The sequence below is a fragment of the Pseudomonadota bacterium genome, assembly GCA_039193195.1.
In the GTDB taxonomy this organism is placed as follows: Bacteria; Pseudomonadota; Gammaproteobacteria; order Steroidobacterales; family JBCBZW01; genus JBCBZW01.
Map to the genome: position 1 here is coordinate 106,895 of JBCCWS010000007.1, position 24,751 is coordinate 131,645.

Here is a 24,751-nt window from a genome sequence, read left to right on the forward strand (position 1 = left end):
GCGTGAGTTTGAAGGATCAGGTCGATAAGGCGATGCCAGGCTGGGAGCGCTGGTACCCGAGCCTGTTTGATGCCGCCGTGGATCTCGGCATCCTGCGCGCACGCAGGTGCGATCCTTCCTCGCTACTGCTGACCAACCGCCATGCACGGGTGCGCGAGGAAGCCGAGGCGATGCACCGCGATCGGTGGGGTGGAGACTTTTCCAACGCCGATGCTATTCCCAGCCTGGAAGCCAAGCGCACCGTGCGCAAGAAGAAGCGGCCTAAGCCGACTGCCCGCAAAGGCAAGGCGCGGGTGAAGGTTACGCCGCGCGGACCGGGTGGCAACCGCCGCGCTTAGGCGCTCGTAGCGCGGCTCGGAGTCTCGAGTGCGCCCTTATCAGGGTCGACGGCGACCCTGTCGACGACGAATCTAGCGTCTGGCAGCGAGTTGAAGCGCGTTTTGGTCGCTGCCGTGTATGCGCCCATCTGGTGTCCTATCAGCAAGTCGCCGACCTCCAGCGCCGGTAAGGGAATGTCTTCGGCAATCATGTCGATGCTGTCACAGGTCGGGCCGGCGATCATGCTCGGTGCGGTGGGGCCATCGCGGAAGACCTGCAGGGGATACACGGTGCGGTCGAACACCTGCCCGCTGTAGGAACCATAGGCGCCGTCGTCTACGAAGTACCAGCGATGACCGGCGCGTGAGCTGCGTCCGGTGATCGTCGTGACGCTGCGTACGGCGGGGGCGATCAAGCAGCGCCCCGGCTCTGCCATCAGATGCCAGTCGCTCGGCAGCGCGCGCAAGGCGCGGCGGATAGGTCGGCAGAAGGCGTGCAGATCGAGCCCTTCCAGGCGATAGTCCGCCGGAAAACCACCCCCGATGTCGAGCGTGGCCAGGGGCGAGGAAAGCCGCTCATTGAGGGAGATCATGAGCTGCGCGCAGGCATAGATAGCTTCCACGTGCTTGTCCGCATCGGGCACCTGCGAGCCGACGTGAAACGAGAGCCCGCGAATATGCACGCCGAGCTCGCTCGCGGCGCGCACGATGCTGCTCACCTCGTAGGGCGTGCAGCCGAATTTTCGTGATAGGTCGATGCGCGCGCTAGGTGCGCGGAAGCTCACCCGGAGCAAGACTCCGACCCGCTTGCGGTAGGGTGCGAGCTTGCGCAGCTCCTCGAGGTTGTCGACCACGAAGGTGGTCGCCCCAAAGCGTAGGGCGTCGCGAATCTCACGGTCCTTCTTCACCGGGTGGGTATGGATCGTGCGCCTGCCGGAGATGCGCAGCTCCAGCAGCAAGTCCATTTCTCCCGAGGATGCGACGTCGAAACCCGCCCCTAGCTCATCGAGGGTGCGCACGATGTGCGCGTTCGGGTGAGCTTTGACCGCGTAGTAGAGATCGACTCCCGGCAGGGCGTCGACCAACGTCTCGTATTGGCGCTGCAGGACACTGGGATCGAACACCAACAGGGGCGAGCCATGTTCCTCGATCAGGCGTTCGAGGCGCTCGCGCTCGGCGGGGCGATCGCCCGTGAGGATCGTGCGATCGGAAAGCTCAGCTGTCGTCGCCACGCAGGCTCTTCTCCACGTAGCGCGGCAGGGCAAAGCTGCCTAGGTGGATATCCGGCGTGTAGTAGCGGGTATCGAGGCCCGCAGCGGCCAGGCGCGCGGTGAGGGTCTCGCGATCGACCCGGCGCAGACTGGGATCGTCCGAGGCCCAGCCGAAGGCCATGATGCCCCCGTAGTAGGTAGGCACGGCGGCACTGTAGAAGGTGTGGTCGGCAAAGACCGGTGCCATCCGCTGGTGCGTGGTGCGCACCTCGTCCAGCTGGAAGAAGGCAACGCCATTTTGCGTCACCATCACGCCGCCGGGCTTCAGGCAACGCTTGCAGGCGCTGTAGAAGTCCTCGGTGAACAGTGCTTCGCCCGGACCGATCGGGTCGGTGCTATCGGAGATGATAACGTCGAACTGCTCTTGCGCAGTGCGCACGTACTCGAGGCCATCAGCAATCTCCAGGTTGAAGCGCGGGTCGTCGAAGGCGCCGGCGGAGTGGTTGGGCAACCACCGCTTGGCCATATCGATCACCTTCTCGTCGATCTCCACCTGCACGATGCGCTCGATGGCGCGGTGGTGGCAGACCTCGCGCAGCATGCCGCCATCGCCGCCGCCGACGATGAGCACTGAGCGCGCCTTGCCGTGCGCCAGCACAGGCACATGGGTGAGCATCTCGTGGTAGATGAACTCGTCCGCTTCGGTGGTTTGCACGATGCCATCGAGGGTCATCACCCGGCCGAGCACCGCGTTGTGGAAGATCATCAAATGCTGCTGGCCGGTGCCGCTTTCGAAGTACATCTTGTCGATGCGCATGTCCTGGGAGAGCGCGTCGTACATAGTCTCGCGAAAGTGCTTCATTCGGCGTCTTTCGTCACAATGCCGCGCATGTGCTCACCCACCTGCGTGCGCGAGGGGGTGAAGGCGCGCTTTAGGACGTCGATCGCCGCTAAGGGCTTCGCGTCACCACACATGAACACGTCGAACGCGGCGAAGGCGCGCTCGGGCAAGGTGTGGACGCTGATGTGGGATTCGGCAAGCACGGCCACGCCGGAGATGCCCCCGTTGGGCGTGAAGTGATGCAGGTGGATGTGGAGGAGAGTGGCGCCGGCGGCTTCTACGGCATCGCGCAGGGCGGTCTCCATATGGTCGAGCTCATCGAGGCGAGAGGCGCCCCACAGGTCGGCGATCAGGTGCGTGCCGGCGAACTCGATGCCGTCACGTTGAACGAAGTGATCGGCGCTGGTGGTGGTGTCGCGGGATTGGTCGTGGCTGGGCCATCCCGGGCGGTCAGCGAAGGCAACGACGGAATTTTGCGCCATTCAAGGCACCTCCTGCGTAGGAACAAAGGGCGGTATGGATCGACACGCCTTCGCACCTCTTGTCAGGAGGCAGCGTGCCGTCAGCGGACTAACATAAAAACCCCGAAGGTTTCTGCGGAGCGCAAAATTCTAGGGGCTTTCACCCGAAATGCAAGCGTGCGCAGCGTGAGGTTACGAGGTGTGGATCACGCTTTACGAGTGCGGCAGGGGAGCACCGGGGGGCCGCGCGCGAGGGACCACGGCGAAACAGTCGAGATCTTCGGCAAACACCAAGTTGCCACGCCAGCGGCGGCGGATGCTCTGCTGGGAGCGCAGCTCATGGCCCAAGGTGCGACGCATACGATGGGACAGTACGAGCAGGTCCGGATCGGTGTCTGCGGCGAGCTGACCGATCATCGCTGGCGGCATGTGCAGGCCGCGGGCGCCGCGGCCGCTCCGACCGGTGATTGCATGATGAGCCACCAGCAGCTCCGTATCCTGACCGGCGAGCAGGCGGATACGGTCGTTGCGATTGGTCGTATCACCCGTGAAGACCACGGTCGCCTCGCCGATGTCGACCCGATAGGCGATCGCGGGGATTGGCCCGTGGTGCACGGCCACTGCGGAGACGGCGATGTCGCGGGTCCTGCCGAATCGATGCATCCAGTGCGCATCGCTCTCAGCGTCGAGGGTTAGCGGTGTGATCGCGTAATCGCCACGCTGCGGGTCTAGGTAGTCATCGAGATAGGGCCACGCGCCGTCACTCGCCAACAGGCGACGGACAAATGACTGCAGATCCGCGGTGAAGCGCGAACCAGTGGGGCCTAGCACCGGCAGATCGCGCCTGCGTACGCCAAAGTAAGAGGCCTTCAAGAGTGCCGCCAGATCCAGGCTGTGGTCGATGTGCAGGTGCGTCAGGGCGATGAGGTCGAGATCCTCGAAGCGCGCGCCCGCCTGATTGAACCGTAAGGCGACACCGCCCCCCACATCGACCAGCACTCGCGCCACGCCCTCGTGCCACAGGAGATATCCGGAGGAGGCGCGCCCCGCAGAGAGCTCCGGGCCGCCGGAGCCGAGCACTTGCAACCACACGCCGTCCGCGCTGCAGCCCACGCTTTGCCCAATCGCTTCCCTATCGGCAAGGGCGTGGTCGGCGGTAAGTGCCATGCACAAGGTTGTGATCGCAAGGATCAGGCGGGGCAGGCTCAAGGGAACTCCACGGGTGCTTACGCGCCGCTACTTGATGGCCAGAAAGCCCTCGAAGCTGATGTACTTCATTACGGTCATGACGTCGATAAACCCTGCCCGCTCCAACAGGCCTAGGTTGCCCGCCGTCGAAAAGGGTTCCAGTACACCCTTGAGGCTGCGCGATTTGGCCACGATCTCATCGCCGCTGTAGCCCTGCTCCAGCTTGTAGTCGGCGTAGAGGCCGCTCGTGATGTCCTGAAAGCGCGCGTCGGGCGCCCGCACCTTCTCAAACAGAATGAAGGCACCGCCCCAGTTGAGCGCCTCGAAGACACGATCGAATACCACCTGGCGCCAACGGGGGCGCACGAACTGCATGGTGTAGCAGGCGATGATCAGGTCGGCGGGCTCTAGGGTGACCTCCAGCAGGTCCGCCTCGATCAGCTCCACCGCTGGTCGGTCCGCGCAGCGTTCGCGGGCGCGCGCGATCATGCCAGCCTCGCTGTCGATGCCGATGACCTTGATCTGCTTGGCCATGTTGCGCTCCGCCAGGGCGGCGCAGAGGCTTCCGGTGCTGCAGCCGAGGTCGTAGCAGCGCGATCCGGCGCCGAGGAAGTAGTCGGAAAGGGCTGCGATCAACGCGTGGCTTTGGGAGTAGAGGGGGACCGAGCGCGCCACGTGTTCGTCGAAGCGCTCACTCACGCCTTCGCCAAAGGTCCAGGCCGCGTTGGCGGCTTCTATAATGTCGCCCACGTTCTTCATCGCGAGTCCTCGACGGCGGCTGGGACCGAAAGGTCCCGGTTGGCCAGAAGCTGCCTATGGTGCCACCGTTTTGTCCCGAACATGAGGCGCAGGCCCTTGCGGCTGCCGCGGCGGGTACGCCGCTAGCGGCGGCCTTGCCAGCGCTGTTGGCTCAGGCGGATGCCGCTTGCGCGCCCGGCGTGCACGGAGACCTCGATCGTTGGGGCGAGGCGTTGGGGTCGCTTCCGGTCGTGACTCCCAGCATCGTCGATGTGGCCAGCCCGGTCGTTCGCCTCGGGCGCGAGGAGGACCTCGTAAACAGCAGTTCACGGGAGCGAGTCGAGCGCTGCCTGGAGGCCTTCATACCCTGGCGCAAGGGGCCCTTCAGTCTGTGCGGTGTCTCCCTCGACACAGAGTGGCGCTGCGATCTGAAGTGGGACCGCGTGCGCGAGACCTGCGCCCCCCTCAAGGGCCGTCGTGTGCTCGACGTGGGCTGCGGCAACGGCTACTACGCCCTGCGCATGCTCGCCGATGATCCCGCCTGCGTACTCGGCCTAGATCCCTACCTCCTGTACGCGATGCAGTATCGGGTGTTGCGACACTTCCTCGGCGAGGAGCCACGCTTGCATCTGCTGCCCCTGCCGTTGGAGGCGCTGCCGCAGGATGGAGTGCGCTGCTTTGATTCGGTATTTTCCATGGGTGTGCTCTACCATCGACGGTCACCGATGGATCACCTACAGGCGCTGCGCCGCGTCCTCGCCCCCGGTGGCGAAGTGGTGTTGGAAACGCTGGTGATAGACGGAGGGTTGAACGAGGTGCTGGTGCCGGAGGGTCGCTACGCGAGCATGCGCAACGTCTGGTTTTTGCCGAGTGTGGCCAGCCTCGAGAGCTGGCTGCGCAAGGCGGGTCTGCGCGAGCCGCAGCTGATCGACCTGACACCCACCACGCCGCTAGAGCAGCGCACTACGCGCTGGATGCCATACCGCTCCCTAGAGCACTTCCTCGACTCGGAGGACCGGTCGCGTACCGTGGAGGGGCACCCAGCGCCCCTGCGCGCCGTCATGCTGGCCAAGGCCCCATGAGCGCCCCAGCTGTGCATATCGCCACCTTCTACCGCTTTGTCTCCCTGCCCGAGTACGAAGCCTTGCGTGAGCCCTTGTTGGCGCAGTGCCAAGCCTTGGCGATCACGGGCACTGTGCTGCTTGCCGCGGAGGGAATCAACGCCACCTTGGCGGGTGGCCGGGAAGCTCTGCATAGCCTGTTGGTATGGTTAGGTGAGAGCGCTTCTCTGGCTAACCTCACGCCGCGCTGGTCAACGGCCCCGGACTCACCCTTTCGTAAGATGAAGGTGAAGCTCCGCCAGGAGATCGTCACCCTCGGTGTGCCCGGCATCGAACCCGATAGGCGCACGGGCAGGCACGTTCCGCCCGCCGAGTGGAATGCCCTAATCCGCGACCCGCAGACGTTGGTGGTGGATACGCGCAATCTCTACGAGACTGGCATCGGTAGCTTCGCGGGCGCCACCGATCCCGGCACGCGCAACTTCCGCGAGTTTCCCGACTACGTCGCGCAGCAGTTGGATCCCACCGAGCACAAGCGAGTGGCGATGTTCTGCACGGGTGGCATCCGCTGCGAGAAGGCCAGCGCACTCCTGCTGCACGCGGGTTTCGAGGAGGTCTGTCAGCTCAAGGGTGGCATCCTGGCGTACCTCGACGAGGTGGCGAAGGCCGAGTCCCTCTGGTGGGGCGAGTGCTTCGTCTTCGATGAGCGGGTCGCCGTGGATAGCGCCCTCGCGCCGGGCAGCTACGCGCAGTGCTATGCCTGCCGTCGCCCCGTTTCTGACGAGGATCGCCAACATCCACACTACGAGGCGGGCATCAGCTGCCCGGCGTGCTACGACGATCTCACGCCAGCGCAGCGGGCGTCATTCGCCGAGCGTAAGCGCCAGCGCGAGCTTGCCGCAGCGCGGGTGCAATCCACTAGTTGAACAGTTGCGAGTGCTCTGGCCCTCGCCGTGAGGAAAGCGACGGATATGGACAACCGGCTGACAGGGAATCGGAATAGGCGCCTGGGCGCGTTCGCGGCGCTGTCGTTGGCGACGGTGGCGAGCGCTACAGGCGCCGCCGACGCGGACTGGCCTGTCTTCGGCAACGACTTAGCGAACGGGCGCTACAGCCAGCTTGAGCAACTCACCACGGACAACGTGGCGGACTTGCAGCTCGCCTGGCGTGTGGATACGGGTAAGCGTGGCAGCTTTCAGGCCACGCCCATCGTGCGCGAGGGCATCATGTACGTCTCCACGCCCTTCAATCACGTACTCGCCCTCGATGCGGCGAGCGGCGCGCAACGCTGGCGCTACGAGCACGTGTTGACGACGAAGGAGTTCTGCTGCGGTCCTGCCAACCGTGGCGTCGGCGTCGCCCATGGCCGTGTATACATGGCGACGCTAGACGGTCAGCTAGTGGCCCTCGATGCGGGCACAGGCGAGCTCGCTTGGCAGGCGCCGATCGTGGATGCTGAGGCACGCAGCCAGCAAGCCCAGGCTCGCGAGGCTATAACGCCGTTGATGGGTGACAGTACCTTCAGCGGTGCTAAGGTGACGGGCGGCACGGGCTACAGCGCCAACATGGCGCCGCAAGTGGTGGGTGACACGGTGCTCGTAGGTATCACGGGTGCCGGCTACGGACTTCACTTAGACCTCGAACGCGAGGCGGGCGAGGCGCTCTCGGTGGTGGGCTTGGCGGGCGGCCTCAACGGCTTGCGTGGCTTTCTTGTGGCCTACGATGCCCACACGGGCCAAGAGCGCTGGCGATGGTACAGCGTGCAGGGCCCCGACTGGGCTGGAGAGTACGCCGAGCGAACCGCCTACGGGGCTGAGCTTGCGGATCGCGACGGTGAGGCGGAGCGTGTGCGAGCCGAGGAGTTTGCCGAGTCCTGGCGCCTCGGTGGTGGCTCGATCTGGACCACGCCGGCCGTGGATCTCGAGCTGGGTCTGCTCTACATCGGCACCGGCAATCCGGCGCCGCAGATGGCTGGTGAGTCCAGGCCCGGGGACAATCGCGACACGGTCAGTCTCGTCGCCCTCGATCTGAAGACAGGCCGCGAGGCCTGGGCCTACCAGCAGGTGCCTCACGACGTTTGGGGCTACGATGTGGCAAGTCCGCCTGTGCTGGCCAGCGTCTTCATTGACGGTGCCATACGCGAGGTGGTAGCTCAGGCCAGTAAGACCGGGTGGATCTTCATGCACGACCGGCGCACGGGCGAGCTGCTGCAGCGCTCCGAGCCTTTCGTGCCCCAGCGCAACCTGTTTAGGGCGCCGTCCGCCGAGGGTGTGGAGGTGGCGCCGGCGATCTTGGGAGGCGCGTCCTGGTCACCGATGGCCTACTCGCCGGCGAGCGCGAGCTTCTTCGTCGCTGCGATTCATCAGCCTGCTACCTATTATATACGTTCGCTGGATGGATCTCAGGGGCCTTTGCGTAGCTATGCGTACATGGAGTTGAGCGGCGAGGAGCGCTGGGGTTTGCTATCCGCCCTCGATGCGCGCACGGGTAGGCTTCGCTGGCAGCAGCGTACGGCGCAACCTCTGGTAGGTGGCGTGCTGGCCACCGCCGGTGGGCTGCTCTTCTGTGGCGAGGGCGACGGCCATTTCAATGCCTACGATGCCGAGAATGGCGAGCGCCTGTGGCGTTGGCGTGCCCCCTACGGTGTCAACGCGCCGCCCGTGACCTACTCGGTGGACGGCCGCCAGTACGTTGCGGTCGCTGCCGGTGGCAACGCCCTGTTCGGTTTCGCCACGGGCGATGCGATTCTCACCTTCGCCCTGCCTGCGCAAGGCGATGTTAGGCGTTAGGTGCGAGCCCCAGCTCGACGGTGCCGTCTAGGGTCTGGCAGACCAGCCCTCGAGGGAGGTCGAGCTTGTCAGCAACGTCGTCCATCACCGCGCGCTCGAGTTCACCGACGTGATCCTCGGCGCCGGCGATCAGACAGAGATCGCGTAGCAGCTGCGTGCGCTGGGATGAGCTTGCCTGCTCGCGCACCGTCGCGAGACGTGCGTCCAGCTCGCCCACGGTCTTCTCCACGTCGATGCGATCGCTGAGGCTGCCGCTGCCGAAGAACTTCTCGAATACCTCGGTCTCTGCCGCGGTGATTTCACCGTCAGCGTTTGCCACCGCGAGCGCGGCCGCGAAGAGGGCCCGGCGCATGGACTCGGCCACGCCGGTACGACCCTCCAGGTAAGAGGGTTCCATCAAGCTCATGATCGATTGCACTGCCACCTCAAGCTGCTCCTTGGGGGTGCCGTCTGGCTGGGCCAGTGCGGAGCGATAGAACAAGGCCAGGGCCTTCACGCGCAGGGGGCTGAAGGGGTGGGTGGAGAACCAGTCCTCCTTCGGTGCGCCCTGGCCGGGTTCGCCGTCGTGCACCTGCATCTCGTCCACCTGACGCAGGAAATCGTCGAGCTGGAAGGCGATGGTGCGATCGCTGAGGCCCGAGGCGAGCTTGAATAGCGCCTTGGCAACGGTCCCGAGCTTTTCCGTGCAATGGGCGCCGGCGCGGTCTGCCGATATTTCTGCGTAGCGGGACCAGGCGAAGAGCTCCAGGGCCAAGCGTGCGTCGGGTTTCTGCCGTCCGCGTAGAACGTGGCCAATGGGTATGTCGTGGTGTCGGTACAGGTGGTGGCCGAGTTCGTGGCCCATCACGAAGCCGACCTCCTGATCGTCGAAGTGCTCCAGCAGGCTGGAGGCGAACATGATGAACAGGCGACCGTCCTCGGGCTTGAAGCAAGCCGCGTTGTACTGGGGGCTGGCGAAGACGTAGAGCTCGACGGGTATCTCGATGCCGAGCCGTTCGATGCAGCGATCTGCGATCTTGTGCACGTGAGGCGCCATGCGCTCGCTCAGGCGCACGGAGGTGGCGAGCAGGTGGCGGCGGACCTTTAGCGCGCCGTGATCCTCGGCTTGCTGCGCCAATTGAGAGTTCACCCGCTTGATGTCGGGGTGTTCGAGCAGCTGTTGGGAGAGTTTTAGGTCGTTGCTGCAGCGGATATCGTGAGCGTTCATGGCGGTCCTGTGGTCAGTCGCGAGGGGCACGGGCCTAATCGTGTTATCAGGTTTTCAGCGAATCGAATTCTGAGAGGTGCTGCAGCAGCGCGTAGAGGGGGCGCTCCACGCCTTCGCGCGTGTCGGCCTCTGCTAGGTGCTTGATCGACTCGACGATGGCTATCCACCAACGCATGTGGCCGGTGCTGAGCTGCGCGGCGATGTCGATCAGATCTTGCGCCATCGGCAGGGTGGAGATGGCGACGCGCTTGACCTCGACCAGCGTGTCCGTGTCCAGCTCCATCTTCTGCATCGAGTCCATCAGGCGTAGCACCACCCTTGGCTGTGTCTCCAGATCGCGCGTCGTGGCCGGTTCGGCGTCCGCGTCGAGGTAGGCGAGATCGAGGTGCGATAGGAAGTCGCGAAGCGCCCCGCGCAGGCTGAGCCACAGCTCGCGCCGCCGATCCATCTCGCGCAGCTGCTGCACGAAGGTCAATAGGCCGACCAGAAAGAAGCCCTCCAGGCAAAACCCGATGAGCTCCGGCAGCAGGTTCTCGTGCACCGCGGCGCCGCCGGCCTGGCCGATGAACAGAATGTACAGGCCGACGCCGCCAACGCCGAAAATGGCGAGGGGCAGGGCGAGCAGCCAGCGGCTCATTGCTCGGCCTCCTCGGTGTCGTCGACGAACGCTTCGATCACCCGCACGATCTTACGGGCCTGAGCCGCGCTGAGGTCCGCTGGCAGGTTCTGGATATACACCACCTCGTCGCCGCCAATGGGTACTGGGACGACGTCCGGTCGGGCGTTGGTGATGCTGAGCTTGGCCCGTTCGAGGGCCTGCTCTTCCTGGGAGCGGGTTCGGTGGGCGGTCGCCGAGCGTCGTTCGCTGGCGCTGGCCACGAACTGATCAGGGTCTTCGACGAAGCGAAAGTAGTCCGTGAGCGCATCGCGCATGCGCTTCTCGTAGACGCGCAGGACCTCGGGCCGCATGGTCCCGTCCACCTTCTGGCAGCGATGGACCAGCGTGCTGACATCAAGCTGGCGCAGGTCCGCCCGCTCCACCGCGGTGAGTTGGGTGAACAGGCGTTGGGCGGCCTGCACGCGGCTTCGTGCCGTGGCCGGGTTTAAGCGCCCCGCCATCGCAGCTTCCCTCAGGAATGCCAGTAGCCCTTCCGGGGAGTAGTCCGCACTCATCGATTTACCCTGTGGTCCCGGCGCTGCCTCCAGGCTGCTTGCGGCCTTGAGTGTGCGAGCAGCAGCGGGTAGCGCTTGAGGCGCTGGCTGCGGAGGATGTCATCGGCGTTCATGGCGGTCTCGGGCGTTGGGACTCCCCCGATTCTGCCAGACAGCCGCCGCCGAAACCCGCCGGCCGCAAACGGTGCTAGTGGCCCGCGAGCGTGGCGAACGCCGTGCGTGTGAGGTTTTCGTGGCCGCCGCGCAAGGCGACTACATCGTCTTCGATGCGAATGCCGCCGAACGGTGTCAGCTGCTCGACCAGCCCCCAGTTCACATGCTTGCCCGCATCCTCGGCGCGCAAGTGCTCCAGCACGGTGGGAATGAAGTAGAGCCCGGGTTCTATCGTCACTACCTCGCGCTCACGCAGCTGACGCGTAAGGCGCAGGAAGGGATGCTCCTGCGGCGGATCGATACGGCCTCCTTCGGCCTTCGACTGAAAGCCGCCCACGTCATGCACCTGCAGGCCGAGGTAGTGGCCGAGGCCGTGGGGGAAGAAGGCGCGGGTGATGCCGGCCTCGACGGCGCCCTCAAGGCTAATGCTATTGATCAACTCGGCTTCGTCCAGCACGCGCGCCAACATCTCGTGGCACTGCAGCTGCAACTCGACGTAGTCGACCCCCGCCTTCACCTGATCGCACACGGCCTGCTGCAGCCGGTCCATCGTTGAGAGAAGGGTGGCAAAGGGGCCGTTGACCTCGCGCTCGGTGGTGTAGGTGCGGGTGATATCGCTCGCGTAGCCGTCCGCCATCGCACCTGCGTCGATGAGAAAGCTGCGGTGCTCCGCTGGCGTTCTTCGGTCGAGCTTTTGGTAGTGCAGGATGGCGGCGTGTTCGTTCAGGCAGACGATGCTAGGGTAGGGCAGGTCCGCATCCGTGGCATCGATCGCCTGCAGGTAGTGCTGGTGGATTTGATACTCGCTGGCGCCATGCGAGAAGGCGGCTGCGGCGGCCTGGTGCGCCTGGGCACCTAGTGCATTCGCGCGCCGGAGGCAGGTCAGCTCGTAGTCTGTCTTGACCGAGCGGGCGAAGTTCAGGCGGCGCACGAGTGCGGGCGGATTCAAGCTCGCATGGGCACACGCCGGTGGCACGTGGTCGGCCTCGCCGAGCCAGGCGCAACGCCCGCCGTCGCCCAGCTGGCGAACGATGTCGTTCACATCGTCGGCGACGATCACATCGAATGCCATCTGCACCATGGGTGGCGGCGCTGGCGCTGCGGCGTGCCAGAAGTCGCCGGGCTGGTGGCAGAACAGGCGCGGGCGCTCGCCGCGTAGGAATACGATCGCATGGCCCGGGGTGTTCATCGGCACCCAAGCGCGAAAGTGCGCGGTGGCACGGAAAGGGTAGGCCGAATCGTCGAAGGGCAGCATGCGCTCGACGCCAGCGAAAACCACCACGCGATCGAGATCGGCCGCCTTCATAGCCTCCTCGTAGCGCGAGACCATGATCTGCACGTGAGCTGCGTATTCGTGGGCGAGTGAGGCCATGAGCGGTCGTTTCCGTGGCGGTGAGCAGGGATTCACCCCATGCTCGGTGGCCGCGGGTCAGATGTCCAGACTCGCCTCGACCGTGCGCGCTGCGAGCAGGAGGGGATGGTCCGTGTCGGCCTGTGCCAAGGCGCTGTTCACCGCGGCCAGGTAGGGCGCGGCGGCGGCGCCATCGCCCTCGCGCTGGAGTAGCTTGGCCATGCCGAGGTTCGCTTCGACGTTTGCCGGATAGCGAGTGAGCACGAACTCGAAGTTGCTGCGCGCATCGTCCAGGCGGCCCTGCTCGAGATAGACATCGGCAAGCCGCGTGACGATCTCGAACTCAAGGTTCTCATCCTGAATACGCTGGATAGATGCGAGGTAGGCAGTACGCGCCTTCTCGAGTTCGGTAATGGCCTCGTCGGGTCTGCCTAGCAGGCTGAGCACCCGGCCCGTGTAGTAGCCGACGTAAGCGCGCATGTGATCCAGGCCCAGCGTCTCCAAGAGCTCGCCGGCCGCATCGCCGTGGAGCTGGGCGGTTTGTGGGTCGCCCATGGCCACAGCCACCTTTAGATAGCCGACGTCTAGCAGCGTATTCAAGGGCGGCTGCAGCTGTGCTTCGTGTTTGCGTAGCATCTCCACCGCTTCCTCAACCTGCCCAGCCAGCACGTAGTGCTCCACGTGCTCCACCCACACGCCCATGATCACGTCGATGGGCGCGAGGAATTGGGTGGCCTGGTCAGCCAGGTCCGGCAGCTTGGCGACCACCTCTGTCTCTTGCCCCCGTTGGCCAAGGTAGGCGATGCGTTGGCGGAGCACGGCCGCGTGCTGTCGCGGGGTGGCGGCGATCTGTGACGCCTCATCGAGGCGTGCCAGGGCGGCGTCGTAGCGGCCCTCGCGCAGGTCTAGCTCAGCTAAGTTGAGCGTGGGGTCGACCATGCCGCGGGCGACGATCACGGCCCGCTCGAAGAAAGCCCGCGCCCGCGCCAGATCGCCCTCTCGGCGATGCAGGTTACCCAGGCTGCTCAGGGGGCCTGGGTCGTCCGGTGCCGCCTCGACGTAGCGCGTGTAGTACTCGACGGCCGCTTCGCGGTTGCCTCCCAGTTCATGCAGGTAGGCAATTTTGGCGAGGAGCCAGGTCTCGCGCGGATCCAGATCGATAGCGCTCTCGTAGGATGTCAGAGCATTGCCAGGGTCGTTTTGCCCGTAGAGGTGGGCCGACCCGAGGTAGATGTAGGCCATGGGGTCGTTCGGGTGCAGCTCGGCCCAAGTCTCGTAGGTGGCCAGCTCCTTTTCGCGATCGCCGCGGAAGACGTAGTTCATGCCCTTGGCGACGAAGCGCTCGCGGTCGTTCAACTTGTAGTCGTGACGCAGGGCCGTCTGCATGGCCATGCCGCCGTCGAGCATCATGCCGCCCTCGAACAGCGCCCGTCCCATTGTGAGGTGGGCGACGGCGAAGGTGGGGTCCTCCTGCACCGCTTGTTGCCAAAGGCGGATAGCGCGGTCGCGATCGCTGTCGAGCAGTTGCGCGGTGATGCCGTTGGTGTGGGATTCAAATGCTGCTAGTGAATTGGTTAGTCGATCGGAAGTCGGCAGGTCGACGAAGACCTCCTCGCCGCCTGGCAGGTTGAGGGAGGCGAACATCTCAGCGGTGACTGCATCGATGGCAGCGAACAAGCGGCCGCCCTCGGGGCCGATGTCTTGGCGCATCTCGGCGAGCACGCGGGAGCTAGCCGTGTCGTAGAGCAGGGCGACCAGCTCTTTGGAGTCGCCCGCCGCGTTCACCTCGATCCGCCCGCCCACGAAGTACTCCATCAGCCCCTTGTCGGCGATCGTTCGCTTCAGGGCGACAGGCACCTTCAGACCATCATCGAAGCCGGCCTTGCGGAGCTGGAACATGCCGTAGGCTTCCATGCCGACGAAGGGTGACCAGGCCTTCACGTAAGGGTGCTGGATAAGATCGGCGTAGAGGGCGATGTTGGCGCCGTACTGCATCCAGTCGAGGCTTTCATCACCCGTGGCGTTGTCGAAGAAGAACAGGGTGATGCCCTGGCTGAGCGCCTGGGTAACCACGGGGCGGGTCATGGTCTCGCCCGTCGGATCGGTGACCGTGCGCGTCTCCAGGGCCAGCGGCGAAGCGTCCGCCCCCTTGAACGGTTGTCCGAAGAACAGCGTGCCGATCAAGGCGGTGCTAAGCAGGGCGTTGATGGGGATCGCCAGCTTGTCCGTGATGGTCCACTCCTGGTGCCCAGGCTCACCGTGGTTACGCGCTAGGAGCGCGACCGTGGGCGTGAAGGAGAGCAGGCCGATAAGCGTTAGATCGACCACCCGGTCCGGCAAGTTGTAGCGCCCAACTAGCCAGTCGGCGAACTCGACCGCCACCCAACAGGCACCAATATAAAGGCCCAGGGTTCGCAGCATCGGCCAGGTAATCAGCTTTTTGGTCACAGGGGCGCTCACCGCAGTGTGGTTTCTTGAGGTTGATTGGCCATTATAAGACGGCGGATCGCGGCTGCCGTTCCCCTCGGCCCGCAAAGCGTGCACCAGCTCGCCCTTGTGCGGCTCAGGCCTGCCCTTCGTGCAGCGTGCGCAGGCGCTTCGCCAGGGCCGGACCGGTGGCCTCGTCTTCGTGCTTGAAGAAGACGTACGCGCGCTCGACCTGCAGGGCGCGCAGATGCGCCAGCCACTGCGCGAGTTCCTGGTCGGTATAGGTCACCGCACGTAGGCGCAGGTAAGCGTGCTTGGCCGTGGCGATTAGCAGCTCCTCAGGGTTCTTTCGGGCATCGTCCTCCTCTTGGTCTGGATCCGGGGCCGTGTGGCTTACACACAGGGCGTGGCCTGCCTGCGCCAGTGCCCGCACCGTCTCTTCGCAGTGCCACGAGGGATGGCGAAACTCGAAGGTGATGCTCAGCTCGCCTGGCAGCAATGCCTGAAAGGCCTGCAGGCGCTGCAGGTCGAGGCGCAGAAACGGTGGCAGCTGAAACAGAATGCCGCCGAGGCGCTGTTCCAGCACCGACACAGTGTCCAGCAGGTAGCGGGTTTCTTCCTCCGCCTCTACCAGACGCTTCAGGTGCGTAATGCGTCGCGATGCCTTTATGAAGAACCGGAAGTGCTCGGGGACTTGTGCAGCCCAGCGCGCGAGGACGTCCCGTTTGGGTAGGCGGTAAAAGGTGTTGTTGATCTCCACCGCCGGCAGCGCCTGGGCGTAGCACTCGAGCATGGCCGCCGGCTTGGTCTTCTCCGGATAGAAGGTGCCCACCCACTCCTTGTAACTGTAGCCGCTGGTGCCCTCGAGTAACTCCACGGCCTAGCCCTCAGCGATACTCGCGTAAGCGGCGCAAGAGCACTTCACCGGCCTCGTCCAAGGTGCGGCCCCAGGCGATGATGCCGTCCTCGTGCCCGCCCATGACGGCGATGCGATCTTTGGCGAAGCGCGTTTCGCGGTACAGGCGCGCAAGCTCGGTGGCCATGGCGGGCGTGCCGTAGGCGACGTCCGTGCCGGTGGTCGGCCAGTCGTCGCGGTAGCGTCGCCAGGCCTGGGCATCGTGGACGTGAAACACGGCTCCGCAGTCGGGGATGGCCGCGTAGAGCGCCATGTGCGCCAAGGTCTCCGAGGACGGTTCGACCGGGCCGCGTGCGCGCACCCGATTGTCCTGCAGATCGTAGGTGATCACCTCCGTGTAGTGCGTTGGCGTGAGCCGCGGCAGGTGACCGGTCTGCGTGCCCGTCATCAACACATGTCCGTTCGCCAGTCTGGCGCTGACGTTGCCGTAGCCCACGCCGGCGTCGACGTACTCGCCGATTAGGCGGTATTCGAACAGGCGCGACCGCCAGCCGTTGAGCCCCCGCAGGGTGCTGCCTTCCTCCGGCGCAGGCCCAGGCTCGAGGTGTGACCGAAACTTGATGACGCCATCATCGATGCTCATTAGTGCACTCGCTTGAATCGGGCGCGCAGGGCCTGCTCTGTGGCGTCGACGACTCCGCGCTCGGTGATCAAACCGGTGACAAGACGGGCCGGCGTGACGTCGAAGGCAGGGTTCGCGCAGGCGCTCGCGGCCGGAGTGATCCTCACTCGCTGGGTCTTTCCACCTGCCGTTTGGCCGTACACCTCGCTCACCTCCGTGCTGTCTCGCTCCTCGATGGGAACCTCGCGAAGCCCATCGCTCAAGGTCCAGTCGATGGTGGATGAAGGCAGGGCCACGTAGAACGGAACATCGTTGTCGAAGGCGGCCAAGGCCTTCAGGTAGGTGCCGATCTTATTGCACACATCGCCGGTGCAGGTCACCCGATCGGTGCCGACGATGCACATGTCGACCAGACCGTGCTGCATCAGGTGGCCGCCGGCGTTGTCGACGATCACCGTGTGCGGGATACCCGCCTGGGCGAGCTCCCATGCGGTGAGTTGAGCGCCCTGGTTGCGAGGCCGCGTCTCATCCACCCACACGTGCACGGGAATGCCCTCCTGGTGGGCGAGATAGATCGCAGCGGTGGCCGTACCCCAGTCCACCGTGGCGAGCCAGCCGGCGTTGCAGTGAGTGAGAATGTTCACCGGTTCACCGTGACGTTGCGCCTGTTGGCGGCGGATGAGCGCAAGGCCGTGTTCGCCGATGCTGTGGTTGGTCTGTACGTCTTCCTCGCAAAGCGTTTCCGCAGCGCTGCGCAAGCGCACGACCTGCTGCTTCAGGTCCTGGCAATCGGCCACGCCAGCGAGCACCCGGTCGATGGCCCAAGCCAGATTGACGGCCGTCGGGCGGGCGGCGCGCAGCTGCGCCGCGGCTTGTACGAGATGGGCGGGGCCAAGTCCCTCGCGGTGCGCCTCTCGGGCGGCCAGGTACAGGCTCCAGGCCGCGGTGGCGCCGATCAGAGGCGCGCCGCGAACGAGCATGTCGGCGATGGCCTCGACGCCGTCCTGGTAACGCCGAAGCTGCGCCACCTCGAAGCGGTGCGGCAGCCAGCGCTGGTCGATGATGTTCACCGCATCGGCATCGGCCGCCAGCCAGATCGTGCGATAGGGGTTGCCGTCGACATTCACTTGGATTGGCGCTCCGGTGTGCGGCCCAAGGGGCCGGTAACGCTAGACTAGAAGACCAGCATAGCAACCCGGCGTCTGCCGGCATCGAGGAATCGACTTACCGTGGAATTGGACCAACTGCGTGAACGCCTGACGCAGATCGACAAAGAGCTGCTGGCACTGGTTGCCGAGCGCGATCAGCTGTCGCATCGAATCGCCGAAGTGAAGCGACGCGAGGGCCGCGCCACGCGCGACTTCGTGCGCGAGAAGACCGTGCTCCAGGGCGCCCGCCAGCGGGCGCGAGAGCTGGGGTTGTCGCCCACGTTGGCGGAGCGCTTGGTGCGCGAGCTGATCGAGGCCTCGCTCACTTCCCAGGAAGCCTACCGCCTGACCCGGGAGGGGCGCGGCGGCGGCCGGCGGGCCTTGGTGATCGGTGGGGCGGGGAAGATGGGCCGCTGGTTCGCGGAGTTTCTCGCCTCCCAGGCCTTCGAAGTGGAGATCGCTGACCCCACGGGCGAGGTGCCGGGCTACCCCTGCCGTGCGCAGTGGCGCGAGCTCACCTTGGATCACGACGTGGTGGTGATCGCGACGCCCATGCAGGTGGCCAACGAGGTGCTGCTGGCCATGGCTGATGCACCGCCGCCGGGGCTGGTGCTCGACATAGGCTCACTCAAGGCGCCCCTGCGCGAGGGCCTGCAGCGCGCCGCCGAGGCAGGCGTTCGCGTCGCCTCCATCCACCCGATGTTTGGGCCCGATGCGCAGCTCCTGTCGGGTCGTCACGTGATCTTCGTGGATACGGGGGTCGCAGAGGCTACCCGTGCGGCGCGCGAGCTCTTCGACTCCACGATGGCGCGCCAGGTAGAGATGAGCCTCGATGACCACGACCGCCTAATCGCCTTCGTGCTGGGCCTCTCACACGCGCTCAACATAGTCTTCATCGCTGCGCTAGCGGAGTCTCATGAAAACGTGCCGAGGCTGCAGGAGATGTCCAGCAGCACCTTCGATGCGCAGTTGGGCGTATCCGCGCGCGTAGCTCAAGACAATCCCCATATGTATTTCGAAATCCAATCGCTAAACGACCATAACGAACAGGCGTTGGCAGCGCTCGAGGGGGCGTTGGGGCGTTTAACGTCAGCGGTACGCGGCGGACACGAAGGTGACTTCGTCGCCATGATGCGCCAGGGCCGGGACTACTTCAGTGCGCTCGAGCGGCCATGAAGTCGTTGATCGTGGGGTTCTGAGCATCGAGGGCCACCACGTCATCCTCCTCTCCTGCATGCTGAACCACACCGCCTGCCGGGCCGCGCACGGCTCGGTGCAACGCTGCGGTGGCGGCGCGCACGAGGTTGCCCGCGTCCGTGTAGTCGCGCTCATCGCCCAGCGTGGCAAGGCCCACGCGTAGGGCGTTGCGGTCCAGCGCGGGTTCGGCCGTCGCCCCCCAGGTAAGCGGCCCGAACAGGGCGCGCGTGGCGCGTTCGGCCTCGCCCGCGGCAACCCCAGAGAACATGGCAAGCAGGCGGCCGTCGTCCATCACCGCGAGGGCAGCGGTGTCCGGGAGCTCGGCTTGCGCGCGCTTCGCGGCCACCGCCGTGGCTGCGCCGTCAACGCTCTCCCCCAAGAAGATCGTGGCCACACTCAGGGGCCAACGTTCTCGTTTGGCTATTGGGAACTCTCGCGCCAGCCGCTCGTGCATCTGATCTGCGGTCCACACCAGCACGGGGCGCTCGCCCGCGTTGCTCGTGGCGGACAAGAGCTCGCCGGCCTTGGTGGTGATCCTTTCGGCTTCCGCCGGGTCGAGGATGTCCATCTCGAAGATGGCCTCGGTCTCTGGAAGTTGGTCACGCAGCTCGACGAAGATATCCAAAAGGTCCGCGGTGCCGATGCCTAGCAGTTGCTCGGCGGCGATGGCGAGGGAGCTCATGGCGGCGTGCGGCTCTTCTAAGAACCAGACGTCGGCCAGATCGCCGGAGAGCGCGACGCAGCGTGAGAGCCCAGCGAACTCGTACTCTGGATCAATGCCGCCGGCGCCGTGGCTGGTGCCCACAGCGTGGCAGATCGGCTCCGCGAGACGCCACCGATCGAGCAGCCATTCGCCGACCTGGGAATGGTTGGCGTTGAGGGCCGACTGTTCGTGGACGATCAGTCCGGCGTGGTCGGTCAACACGTCGGGTGCACCGTCGTACAGGGCGGGCATCGCCCGATCGAGGACCAGCACGCCGATGTCCTGCAGGATGGCGGCGAGAAACACCTGTTCGTAGCAGGTAAGGCCAGCCGCTTCGGCGAGCGCGCGGGCGCCGTTAGCTGCCATCAGACTGCGGCGCCAATAGCGTTTGAGATTGATGCCGGTCGTTTCCGTGTCGCGGATGCTGGAGACGAGGGAGAAGCTCAGGGCCAGGGTCATGGTGCCGTTGAGGCCCAGAGCCAGGATCGCCTGGCGCACGGTCTCGCGCGCTCGGCCACGTGAGTAGAGCGACGAGTTCGCTACCCGCAGCAGCTTCAAGGCGAGCGCCGGGTCCTTCTCGATGACACCGCCGATGGCAGCGAGGGTCACCTCAGGATCTTCGGCTAACTCAATGAGTTCCTGCGCGATCTTGGGCGGTGAAGGCAGATCGCGGATGCCTTCGAATTGGGACGTAAGATCCGATGGAAGCACGGACGGTCTCCGAGAGTCGGCTGAACCTATGCCCCTTATGTCGGCCCGACGGCGAGGAGCTTTAGAGTCGCGTGCGGATCTCGGAATTGCCGAGAAGCTCATTGACAATGATTCGTATTTGAGCTGTGATGCTGGACATGTACATCTGCATTTGCAACGGCGTAACTGATCGTGAGATTCGCGAAGCTGTCGCCGCTGGCGCCGATTCCGTAGACGCCCTGCGAGAGGAGCTTGGCGTGGCCAGTTGCTGCGGCACCTGCGCGTGCGCGGCGCAGGCCATCCTGGAAGGCAAAGAAGGCGAGACCATCGCCGGCACGCATTCTGCGCGCTCGCCGGCCCCGCAGCCCACCACCCTCCCGGCCAGCGTTTGATCTAACGAGGCGTCGACGCCTCACCCCACCTCCACATTTTCCAGCGCATAGCAGCCCCCGGCGACCTCGCGCGCCCGGGCGCTTTTGCGTGCGTGCGTTCAGGTGAAGCGTTTCGCTTGCCAAGCGGCCACGTAGGCCTCCAAAATCCGCCCCATCGAATGTAACTGACTGTTTTTTAAATAAGAATTGTTTTTATCCGCAATGGAGAATAGTTTCGATGAAGGCGCAAGCCGGCGTAATCGCCCTTCTGAATGAAGTGCTGAAGAACGAGCTGACGGCGATCAACCAGTACTTCTTGCACTCGCGCATGTTCGACGACTGGGGCCTGAAGGCCATCGCCAAGCATGAGTACGAAGAGTCCATCGACGAGATGAAGCATGCGGACAAGCTGATTGCTCGCATCCTCTTTTTGGAAGGCCTCCCCAATTTGCAGGATCTGGGCAGGTTGCGGATCGGCGAGGACACCAAGGAGGTCCTCGAGTGCGACCTCGCCCTCGAGCATGACGCGCTGCCGGCCCTGCGCCGCGGGGTCAAGCACTGCGAGGATTGCCAGGACTACGTGAGCCGCGATTTGTTTCAGCACATCCTCGACGCCGAAGAGGAACACGTCGATTGGCTCGAGACCCAACTCGGCCTGATCGACAGGGTCGGCATCGAGAACTTCAACCAGACGCAGATCGGCGAATCCAACTGACGCCGCCGGGGCACAAGGGCCCTCTCAGGTGGCGAGGACCGCGGCGCGCGCCGAGCTCTGCGCCCCAGGCGAGGGCAGGGTGAAGGCAGCCAGCGTCGCGACCAGCGCAAGCGCGGCGAGCCCAAAGAACAACGGCGCTGGCGATCCTTGCCAGCGCACCACCGCCGCCGCCACGGCGACCGCCAGGGGCGCGCTACCGAAGGCCAGCACGAACTTCAGGCCAAAGAACAGGCCGTGTCGCCTGGGCGGTGCATGCTGGGCAAGTAGCATGTTTTCTGCCGGCATGGCGCCGGCGGACACCACGACAGCCGCCGTCGCAGCCACCACCAGGGGCAGTCCCACGAGCGAGGCCAGCAACAGCAGCAGCGGCAGCTGCAGGAGTGCGGCTGCGGCGTAGAGGGGCCGCAAGGGCATGCGATCGGCCAACCAGCCGCCCGCCAGCTGCATGATGCCCGCGGCCCCGTAGACTACAGTCACCCACCAGCCCGCCGCCGTCGCGGCGGCCTCGGGGTCCGTGACGCGTTCGGCGAAGATCTTTGGAAACACCGCCTGACTGGCCTGGTAGATGAACCCTAGGGCAAACATGGCGACCAGCAGCGCGGCCAAGGGCCGCCATGCGGTCGGGCCTTCGTTTTGCGTCCCGTGCGCTTGGGTGAGCGGTCTCGTGGACGGCTCAACGGGGAGCCGGCCAAACAGCAACATCGCGCCCATGCTGGCGCCGGCGAGCAAGCTGATTGCGCCAGGAACGATGAAGGCGGCCTGCCAACCCCAACGTTCCACGAGCACGGCGACTGCGCCGCCGCTCGCGGCGACGCCTAGAGCGCCAAACACGCCATTTGCACCGAGCACTAGGCCGCGTCGCTCGGCGCGCGCAGAGCGCACCAGCCACGGGATGCCGACCGGATGGTAGATCGCCGCGAAGGCGCCGAGTAGGGTCAGGCCCAGCCCCATAATCCGACCGTCGCCAGCACTTGCGCAGAGCATGCAGGCGATGCCCATGCCGCAGAACATCACCACCAACATGCCGGGCGCATTCCAACGATCCGCAAGCCAACCGGCGGGCAACGCGCATACCCCCACGGCCAAGGTGCCGGCCGTCCACAGGGGCAACAGCTGCGCGTAGGGTTGCCCCCAACCCGTCTCCAGGGCCAATACGAGCACGAAGAACATGGCCGTGAGCATGTGCATAAGCGCATGGCCGAGGCTGGCGAAGAACAATGCTGACATGGCGCCTTGCGGTAGGATCTTAGGGGTTGATCACGCAGGTGATCACGCTCTCGCGCATACTAGCGCCCTGGCCGCCCCGCGCGCAGGATCGCGGTCGGCACCTGCGGTTTATCTATCGATACGAGCGCCATGCAACCCTCCTCGACCTCCCACCCCTCCACGCGATCGCCCGCCGTGCATAGCTCCGCCGTGCTCGCCAACGTGCGCTATGAGATCCGCGGCCGATTGGCCCGCCGTGCGAGCGAGCTCGAGCGCCAGGGCTATGAAATCTTGGCTTTGAACATCGGCAACCCCGGCCAGTTTGGTTTCCGCACGCCGGAGACGATGCGTCGCGCTGTGGTCGAGAATTTAGCATCGGCAGAGCCCTACTGCCCCTCAAGAGGCATCTTTCCGGCCCGCGAAGCGGTGGTCCTTCAGCACCAGAATCGCGGTGTGATGGATGTGAGTGCCGACGATGTGTTCATGGGCAACGGCGTCAGCGAACTGATCGACCTCACCCTGCGCGCGATGCTCAATACGGGCGATGAAGTGCTCGTGCCAAGCCCTGACTACCCCCTTTGGACCGCCGCCGTAAACCTCAACGGTGGTCGCGCCGTACACTACCCGTGCCGTCCCGAGCGTGGCTTTGAGCCGGACGCGAGCGACCTCGAGGCGCTGATCACGCCCCGCACGAGGGCGATGGTGGTGATCAACCCCAATAACCCGAGCGGCGCGGTGTACTCCCGCGAGAGCCTGGCGCAGTTGGCAGCGCTCGCCGAACGGCACCATCTGGTTCTTATGTGCGACGAGGTGTATGACCAGATTCTCTACGATGGTGCGCAGTTCGTGCCTATGGCCACCCTGGTCCGCGATACGCTTTGCGCCACCTACAGCGGCTTGTCCAAAGTGTATCGTGCGTGTGGCTATCGTGTCGGTTGGGTAGCGCTGAGCGGAAACCGGGACGGCGCCGCCCATTACCTCAATGCGATGGAAACGCTGGCGAGCCTTCGCTTGTGCAGCAACGTGCCAGGCCAGTGGGCTGTGCAGACGGCTCTCGGCGGTCACCAGAGCATTCACCAGCTCACAGCCCCAGGCGGGCGACTCTACGAGAGCCGGCAGACGGTGATCGATGCGGTGGCGTCCAGCGACGCCTTGCGCATGCAGGCGCCCGCTGGCGCCATCTACGCGTTTTTGCAAGTGCCATCGGACGTGGTGCCGAGCTTTGACGATGAGGCCTTTGCCATGGAGCTGTTGGAGCAGCGCCACGTGCTGTTGGTGCCGGGGTCAAGCTTCAACTTCCCTCAGCGCGATCATCTGCGGATCACCCTGCTGCCCGATCGGGAAACGCTCGAAGATGTGTTCTCACGCATCCATGATGTGCTCGGGAGCTGGCGCGGATGAGGTTACCGCGCGCCCTGCTGATCGGCGTCATCAGCGCGTGGCTCAACACACTGCATCGGGTGGCGCCCAACGCCGCTCGTCACCAGGCCCTGCGTATCTTCTGCTCCCCCACCAAGCGCAGTCCGCCTGCGCCGCGCCACGGACCGCTGCTCGCTCGCGCTGAACGTACCTTGATGCGCCTGCCGGGGCGCGAGGGGGAAGTGGTGACTTATCGATGGTCGTCACCGGATGTCGAGTCGTCACGGGTGCGGCCGCTGGTCATGCTCGCCCACGGCTGGGAGTCTTGCGTGGGGCGCCTCGCCGACTGGATTGCACCGCTGCACGCAGCAGGCTTCGATGTGATCGGCGTGGATGCGCCGGCCCACGGCGAGTCAGAGGGCAGCGCGCTCACCGCAATCGACTACGCCCAAGCCATGCAGATGCTTGGCTCACGTGAGCCGGTGGCCGCGGTGATAGGCCATTCCTTCGGCGGTCTTTGCGCAGCGCTGTCGGTCGGTGCCGTGGGCCTAGAGGCGCCCTTGCAAGCAGAGCGCTTGGTGCTCATCGCCGCCCCGCGCAGCGTGCAGTCCCTGACCCACCGGTACGCGCAGATACTCTCCCTGCGACAGGCTCTGTTCGAGGATGTGGTGGCACTCATCGAGGAGCGCACGGGCGTGGCCCTCGAGCGCTTCGATGCGGCCAAAGCGCTCGCTGGTGCATCTACAACGGTACTGGTGGTGCACGATACCCGTGATGAAGAAGTGCCCTACGCCGACGGCGAGACCCTTGCCTACGCCCTGGATGATGCGGAGTTGTACACCACAACGGGGCTCGGTCACCGCCAGGTGGCGCGTAACTCACACGTAATCCGCTACGTGGTCAAGCAACTACAACAGCCAAAGGCTTCGCAGGCGCAAGCTAGCGCTTGACTTTTAATTTCATTAGC

General features: G+C 65.1%; 24 protein-coding genes. 9 read left to right on the forward strand and 15 right to left on the reverse strand.

Going from position 1 to position 24,751, the window contains the following annotated elements; genetic code table 11:
- The first annotated feature begins 2 nt into the window (after window positions 1-2).
- Complete coding sequence (locus AAGA68_09045) at window positions 3-338, forward strand: hypothetical protein (protein ID MEM9385192.1); 336 nt, start codon at window positions 3-5, stop codon at window positions 336-338.
- Here AAGA68_09045 and AAGA68_09050 read toward each other — a convergent pair.
- The 5 genes from AAGA68_09050 to AAGA68_09070 all read right to left on the reverse strand — a co-directional run bounded on the left by AAGA68_09050 (window position 335) and on the right by AAGA68_09070 (window position 4,777).
- Complete coding sequence (locus tag AAGA68_09050; protein MEM9385193.1) at window positions 335-1,549, reverse strand: type III PLP-dependent enzyme; 1,215 nt, start codon at window positions 1,547-1,549, stop codon at window positions 335-337. The genes AAGA68_09045 and AAGA68_09050 overlap by 4 nt on opposite strands.
- Entirely contained in the window at window positions 1,533-2,390 is an 858-nt protein-coding gene (gene speE, locus AAGA68_09055; GenBank protein MEM9385194.1) for a polyamine aminopropyltransferase, read from the reverse strand. The genes AAGA68_09050 and speE overlap by 17 nt, the downstream gene beginning before the upstream one ends.
- Window positions 2,387-2,851, reverse strand: coding sequence for an adenosylmethionine decarboxylase (gene speD, locus AAGA68_09060; protein ID MEM9385195.1), 465 nt, complete (start codon window positions 2,849-2,851; stop codon window positions 2,387-2,389). The genes speE and speD overlap by 4 nt, the downstream gene beginning before the upstream one ends.
- A 192-nt stretch (window positions 2,852-3,043) precedes the next feature.
- On the reverse strand, window positions 3,044-4,039 hold the full coding sequence (locus tag AAGA68_09065; GenBank protein MEM9385196.1) for an MBL fold metallo-hydrolase: 996 nt from the start codon (window positions 4,037-4,039) through the stop codon (window positions 3,044-3,046).
- A gap of 27 nt (window positions 4,040-4,066) precedes the next feature.
- Window positions 4,067-4,777: a methyltransferase domain-containing protein gene (locus AAGA68_09070; protein ID MEM9385197.1), complete on the reverse strand. Its 711-nt coding sequence runs from the start codon at window positions 4,775-4,777 to the stop codon at window positions 4,067-4,069.
- A 56-nt stretch (window positions 4,778-4,833) separates the two neighbouring features.
- Between AAGA68_09070 and cmoB the strand changes: the two genes are divergently transcribed.
- Genes cmoB through AAGA68_09085 form a run of 3 tightly spaced genes read left to right on the forward strand, consistent with a single transcriptional unit; the run spans window position 4,834 to window position 8,606 of the window.
- Window positions 4,834-5,838: a tRNA 5-methoxyuridine(34)/uridine 5-oxyacetic acid(34) synthase CmoB gene (gene cmoB / locus AAGA68_09075; protein MEM9385198.1), complete on the forward strand. Its 1,005-nt coding sequence runs from the start codon at window positions 4,834-4,836 to the stop codon at window positions 5,836-5,838.
- On the forward strand, window positions 5,835-6,743 hold the full coding sequence (locus tag AAGA68_09080; GenBank protein ID MEM9385199.1) for a rhodanese-related sulfurtransferase: 909 nt from the start codon (window positions 5,835-5,837) through the stop codon (window positions 6,741-6,743). Before cmoB ends, AAGA68_09080 begins: the two co-directional genes overlap by 4 nt.
- 45 nt (window positions 6,744-6,788) lie before the next feature.
- Window positions 6,789-8,606, forward strand: a complete 1,818-nt coding sequence (locus AAGA68_09085; GenBank protein ID MEM9385200.1) for a PQQ-binding-like beta-propeller repeat protein — start codon at window positions 6,789-6,791, stop codon at window positions 8,604-8,606.
- On the opposite strand, the gene AAGA68_09090 is transcribed toward AAGA68_09085, so the two are convergent.
- From AAGA68_09090 to mtnA, 8 genes are all read right to left on the reverse strand, one after another.
- Window positions 8,596-9,813, reverse strand: coding sequence for a M48 family metallopeptidase (locus tag AAGA68_09090; protein ID MEM9385201.1), 1,218 nt, complete (start codon window positions 9,811-9,813; stop codon window positions 8,596-8,598). The two genes, AAGA68_09085 and AAGA68_09090, sit on opposite strands and share 11 nt — an antisense overlap.
- Before the next feature lie 46 nt (window positions 9,814-9,859).
- Window positions 9,860-10,450: a hypothetical protein gene (locus AAGA68_09095; GenBank protein ID MEM9385202.1), complete on the reverse strand. Its 591-nt coding sequence runs from the start codon at window positions 10,448-10,450 to the stop codon at window positions 9,860-9,862.
- On the reverse strand, window positions 10,447-10,986 hold the full coding sequence (locus tag AAGA68_09100; GenBank protein ID MEM9385203.1) for a hypothetical protein: 540 nt from the start codon (window positions 10,984-10,986) through the stop codon (window positions 10,447-10,449). Before AAGA68_09100 ends, AAGA68_09095 begins: the two co-directional genes overlap by 4 nt.
- Before the next feature lie 187 nt (window positions 10,987-11,173).
- Window positions 11,174-12,511: a Xaa-Pro dipeptidase gene (pepQ, locus tag AAGA68_09105; GenBank protein ID MEM9385204.1), complete on the reverse strand. Its 1,338-nt coding sequence runs from the start codon at window positions 12,509-12,511 to the stop codon at window positions 11,174-11,176.
- Between the two features lie 57 nt (window positions 12,512-12,568).
- Window positions 12,569-14,938: a tetratricopeptide repeat protein gene (locus tag AAGA68_09110; GenBank protein MEM9385205.1), complete on the reverse strand. Its 2,370-nt coding sequence runs from the start codon at window positions 14,936-14,938 to the stop codon at window positions 12,569-12,571.
- A 115-nt stretch (window positions 14,939-15,053) separates the two neighbouring features.
- Window positions 15,054-15,794 carry a DUF72 domain-containing protein gene (locus AAGA68_09115; protein MEM9385206.1) on the reverse strand — a complete coding sequence of 247 codons (741 nt, stop codon included), beginning with the start codon at window positions 15,792-15,794 and terminating at the stop codon, window positions 15,054-15,056.
- 10 nt (window positions 15,795-15,804) lie between these two features.
- Window positions 15,805-16,416 carry a class II aldolase/adducin family protein gene (locus AAGA68_09120; GenBank protein MEM9385207.1) on the reverse strand — a complete coding sequence of 204 codons (612 nt, stop codon included), beginning with the start codon at window positions 16,414-16,416 and terminating at the stop codon, window positions 15,805-15,807.
- Window positions 16,416-17,522: an S-methyl-5-thioribose-1-phosphate isomerase gene (mtnA, locus tag AAGA68_09125; GenBank protein MEM9385208.1), complete on the reverse strand. Its 1,107-nt coding sequence runs from the start codon at window positions 17,520-17,522 to the stop codon at window positions 16,416-16,418. Before mtnA ends, AAGA68_09120 begins: the two co-directional genes overlap by 1 nt.
- A 102-nt stretch (window positions 17,523-17,624) precedes the next feature.
- Here mtnA and AAGA68_09130 point away from each other — a divergent pair, with 102 nt between their 5' ends.
- Window positions 17,625-18,719 (forward strand): prephenate dehydrogenase/arogenate dehydrogenase family protein, encoded by a 1,095-nt coding sequence (locus tag AAGA68_09130; protein ID MEM9385209.1) that lies wholly within the window; start codon window positions 17,625-17,627, stop codon window positions 18,717-18,719.
- On the opposite strand, the gene AAGA68_09135 is transcribed toward AAGA68_09130, so the two are convergent.
- Window positions 18,697-20,154: an HDOD domain-containing protein gene (locus tag AAGA68_09135; GenBank protein MEM9385210.1), complete on the reverse strand. Its 1,458-nt coding sequence runs from the start codon at window positions 20,152-20,154 to the stop codon at window positions 18,697-18,699. The genes AAGA68_09130 and AAGA68_09135 overlap by 23 nt on opposite strands.
- A 128-nt stretch (window positions 20,155-20,282) precedes the next feature.
- On the opposite strand from AAGA68_09135, the gene AAGA68_09140 reads away from it, so the two are divergent.
- Window positions 20,283-20,525 carry a bacterioferritin-associated ferredoxin gene (locus AAGA68_09140; GenBank protein MEM9385211.1) on the forward strand — a complete coding sequence of 81 codons (243 nt, stop codon included), beginning with the start codon at window positions 20,283-20,285 and terminating at the stop codon, window positions 20,523-20,525.
- Window positions 20,526-20,742: 217 nt separating this feature from the next.
- Window positions 20,743-21,219 carry a bacterioferritin gene (gene bfr, locus AAGA68_09145; protein MEM9385212.1) on the forward strand — a complete coding sequence of 159 codons (477 nt, stop codon included), beginning with the start codon at window positions 20,743-20,745 and terminating at the stop codon, window positions 21,217-21,219.
- A 24-nt stretch (window positions 21,220-21,243) separates the two neighbouring features.
- On the opposite strand, the gene AAGA68_09150 is transcribed toward bfr, so the two are convergent.
- Window positions 21,244-22,446 carry an MFS transporter gene (locus tag AAGA68_09150; protein MEM9385213.1) on the reverse strand — a complete coding sequence of 401 codons (1,203 nt, stop codon included), beginning with the start codon at window positions 22,444-22,446 and terminating at the stop codon, window positions 21,244-21,246.
- A gap of 129 nt (window positions 22,447-22,575) precedes the next feature.
- On the opposite strand from AAGA68_09150, the gene AAGA68_09155 reads away from it, so the two are divergent.
- Together AAGA68_09155 and AAGA68_09160 are read left to right on the forward strand one after the other, a co-directional pair.
- A complete protein-coding gene (locus AAGA68_09155; protein MEM9385214.1) occupies window positions 22,576-23,826 on the forward strand; it encodes an aminotransferase class I/II-fold pyridoxal phosphate-dependent enzyme in 1,251 nt (416 codons plus the stop codon).
- Window positions 23,823-24,734: an alpha/beta fold hydrolase gene (locus tag AAGA68_09160; GenBank protein MEM9385215.1), complete on the forward strand. Its 912-nt coding sequence runs from the start codon at window positions 23,823-23,825 to the stop codon at window positions 24,732-24,734. Before AAGA68_09155 ends, AAGA68_09160 begins: the two co-directional genes overlap by 4 nt.
- Window positions 24,735-24,751 lie beyond the last annotated feature (17 nt).

Bases quoted from the DNA above. Each gene is read 5' to 3' on its own strand.
- speE (MEM9385194.1), bottom strand. From the start codon at position 2,390: ATGAAGCACTTTCGCGAGACTATGTACGACGCGCTCTCCCAGGACATG.
- speD (MEM9385195.1), bottom strand. From the start codon at position 2,851: ATGGCGCAAAATTCCGTCGTTGCCTTCGCTGACCGCCCGGGATGGCCC.
- AAGA68_09070 (MEM9385197.1), bottom strand. From the start codon at position 4,777: ATGAAGAACGTGGGCGACATTATAGAAGCCGCCAACGCGGCCTGGACC.
- cmoB (MEM9385198.1), top strand. From the start codon at position 4,834: ATGGTGCCACCGTTTTGTCCCGAACATGAGGCGCAGGCCCTTGCGGCT.
- AAGA68_09080 (MEM9385199.1), top strand. From the start codon at position 5,835: ATGAGCGCCCCAGCTGTGCATATCGCCACCTTCTACCGCTTTGTCTCC.
- AAGA68_09085 (MEM9385200.1), top strand. From the start codon at position 6,789: ATGGACAACCGGCTGACAGGGAATCGGAATAGGCGCCTGGGCGCGTTC.
- AAGA68_09090 (MEM9385201.1), bottom strand. From the start codon at position 9,813: ATGAACGCTCACGATATCCGCTGCAGCAACGACCTAAAACTCTCCCAA.
- AAGA68_09095 (MEM9385202.1), bottom strand. From the start codon at position 10,450: ATGAGCCGCTGGCTGCTCGCCCTGCCCCTCGCCATTTTCGGCGTTGGC.
- AAGA68_09100 (MEM9385203.1), bottom strand. From the start codon at position 10,986: ATGAGTGCGGACTACTCCCCGGAAGGGCTACTGGCATTCCTGAGGGAA.
- pepQ (MEM9385204.1), bottom strand. From the start codon at position 12,511: ATGGCCTCACTCGCCCACGAATACGCAGCTCACGTGCAGATCATGGTC.
- AAGA68_09120 (MEM9385207.1), bottom strand. From the start codon at position 16,416: ATGAGCATCGATGATGGCGTCATCAAGTTTCGGTCACACCTCGAGCCT.
- AAGA68_09140 (MEM9385211.1), top strand. From the start codon at position 20,283: ATGCTGGACATGTACATCTGCATTTGCAACGGCGTAACTGATCGTGAG.
- bfr (MEM9385212.1), top strand. From the start codon at position 20,743: ATGAAGGCGCAAGCCGGCGTAATCGCCCTTCTGAATGAAGTGCTGAAG.
- AAGA68_09150 (MEM9385213.1), bottom strand. From the start codon at position 22,446: ATGTCAGCATTGTTCTTCGCCAGCCTCGGCCATGCGCTTATGCACATG.
- AAGA68_09155 (MEM9385214.1), top strand. From the start codon at position 22,576: ATGCAACCCTCCTCGACCTCCCACCCCTCCACGCGATCGCCCGCCGTG.
- AAGA68_09160 (MEM9385215.1), top strand. From the start codon at position 23,823: ATGAGGTTACCGCGCGCCCTGCTGATCGGCGTCATCAGCGCGTGGCTC.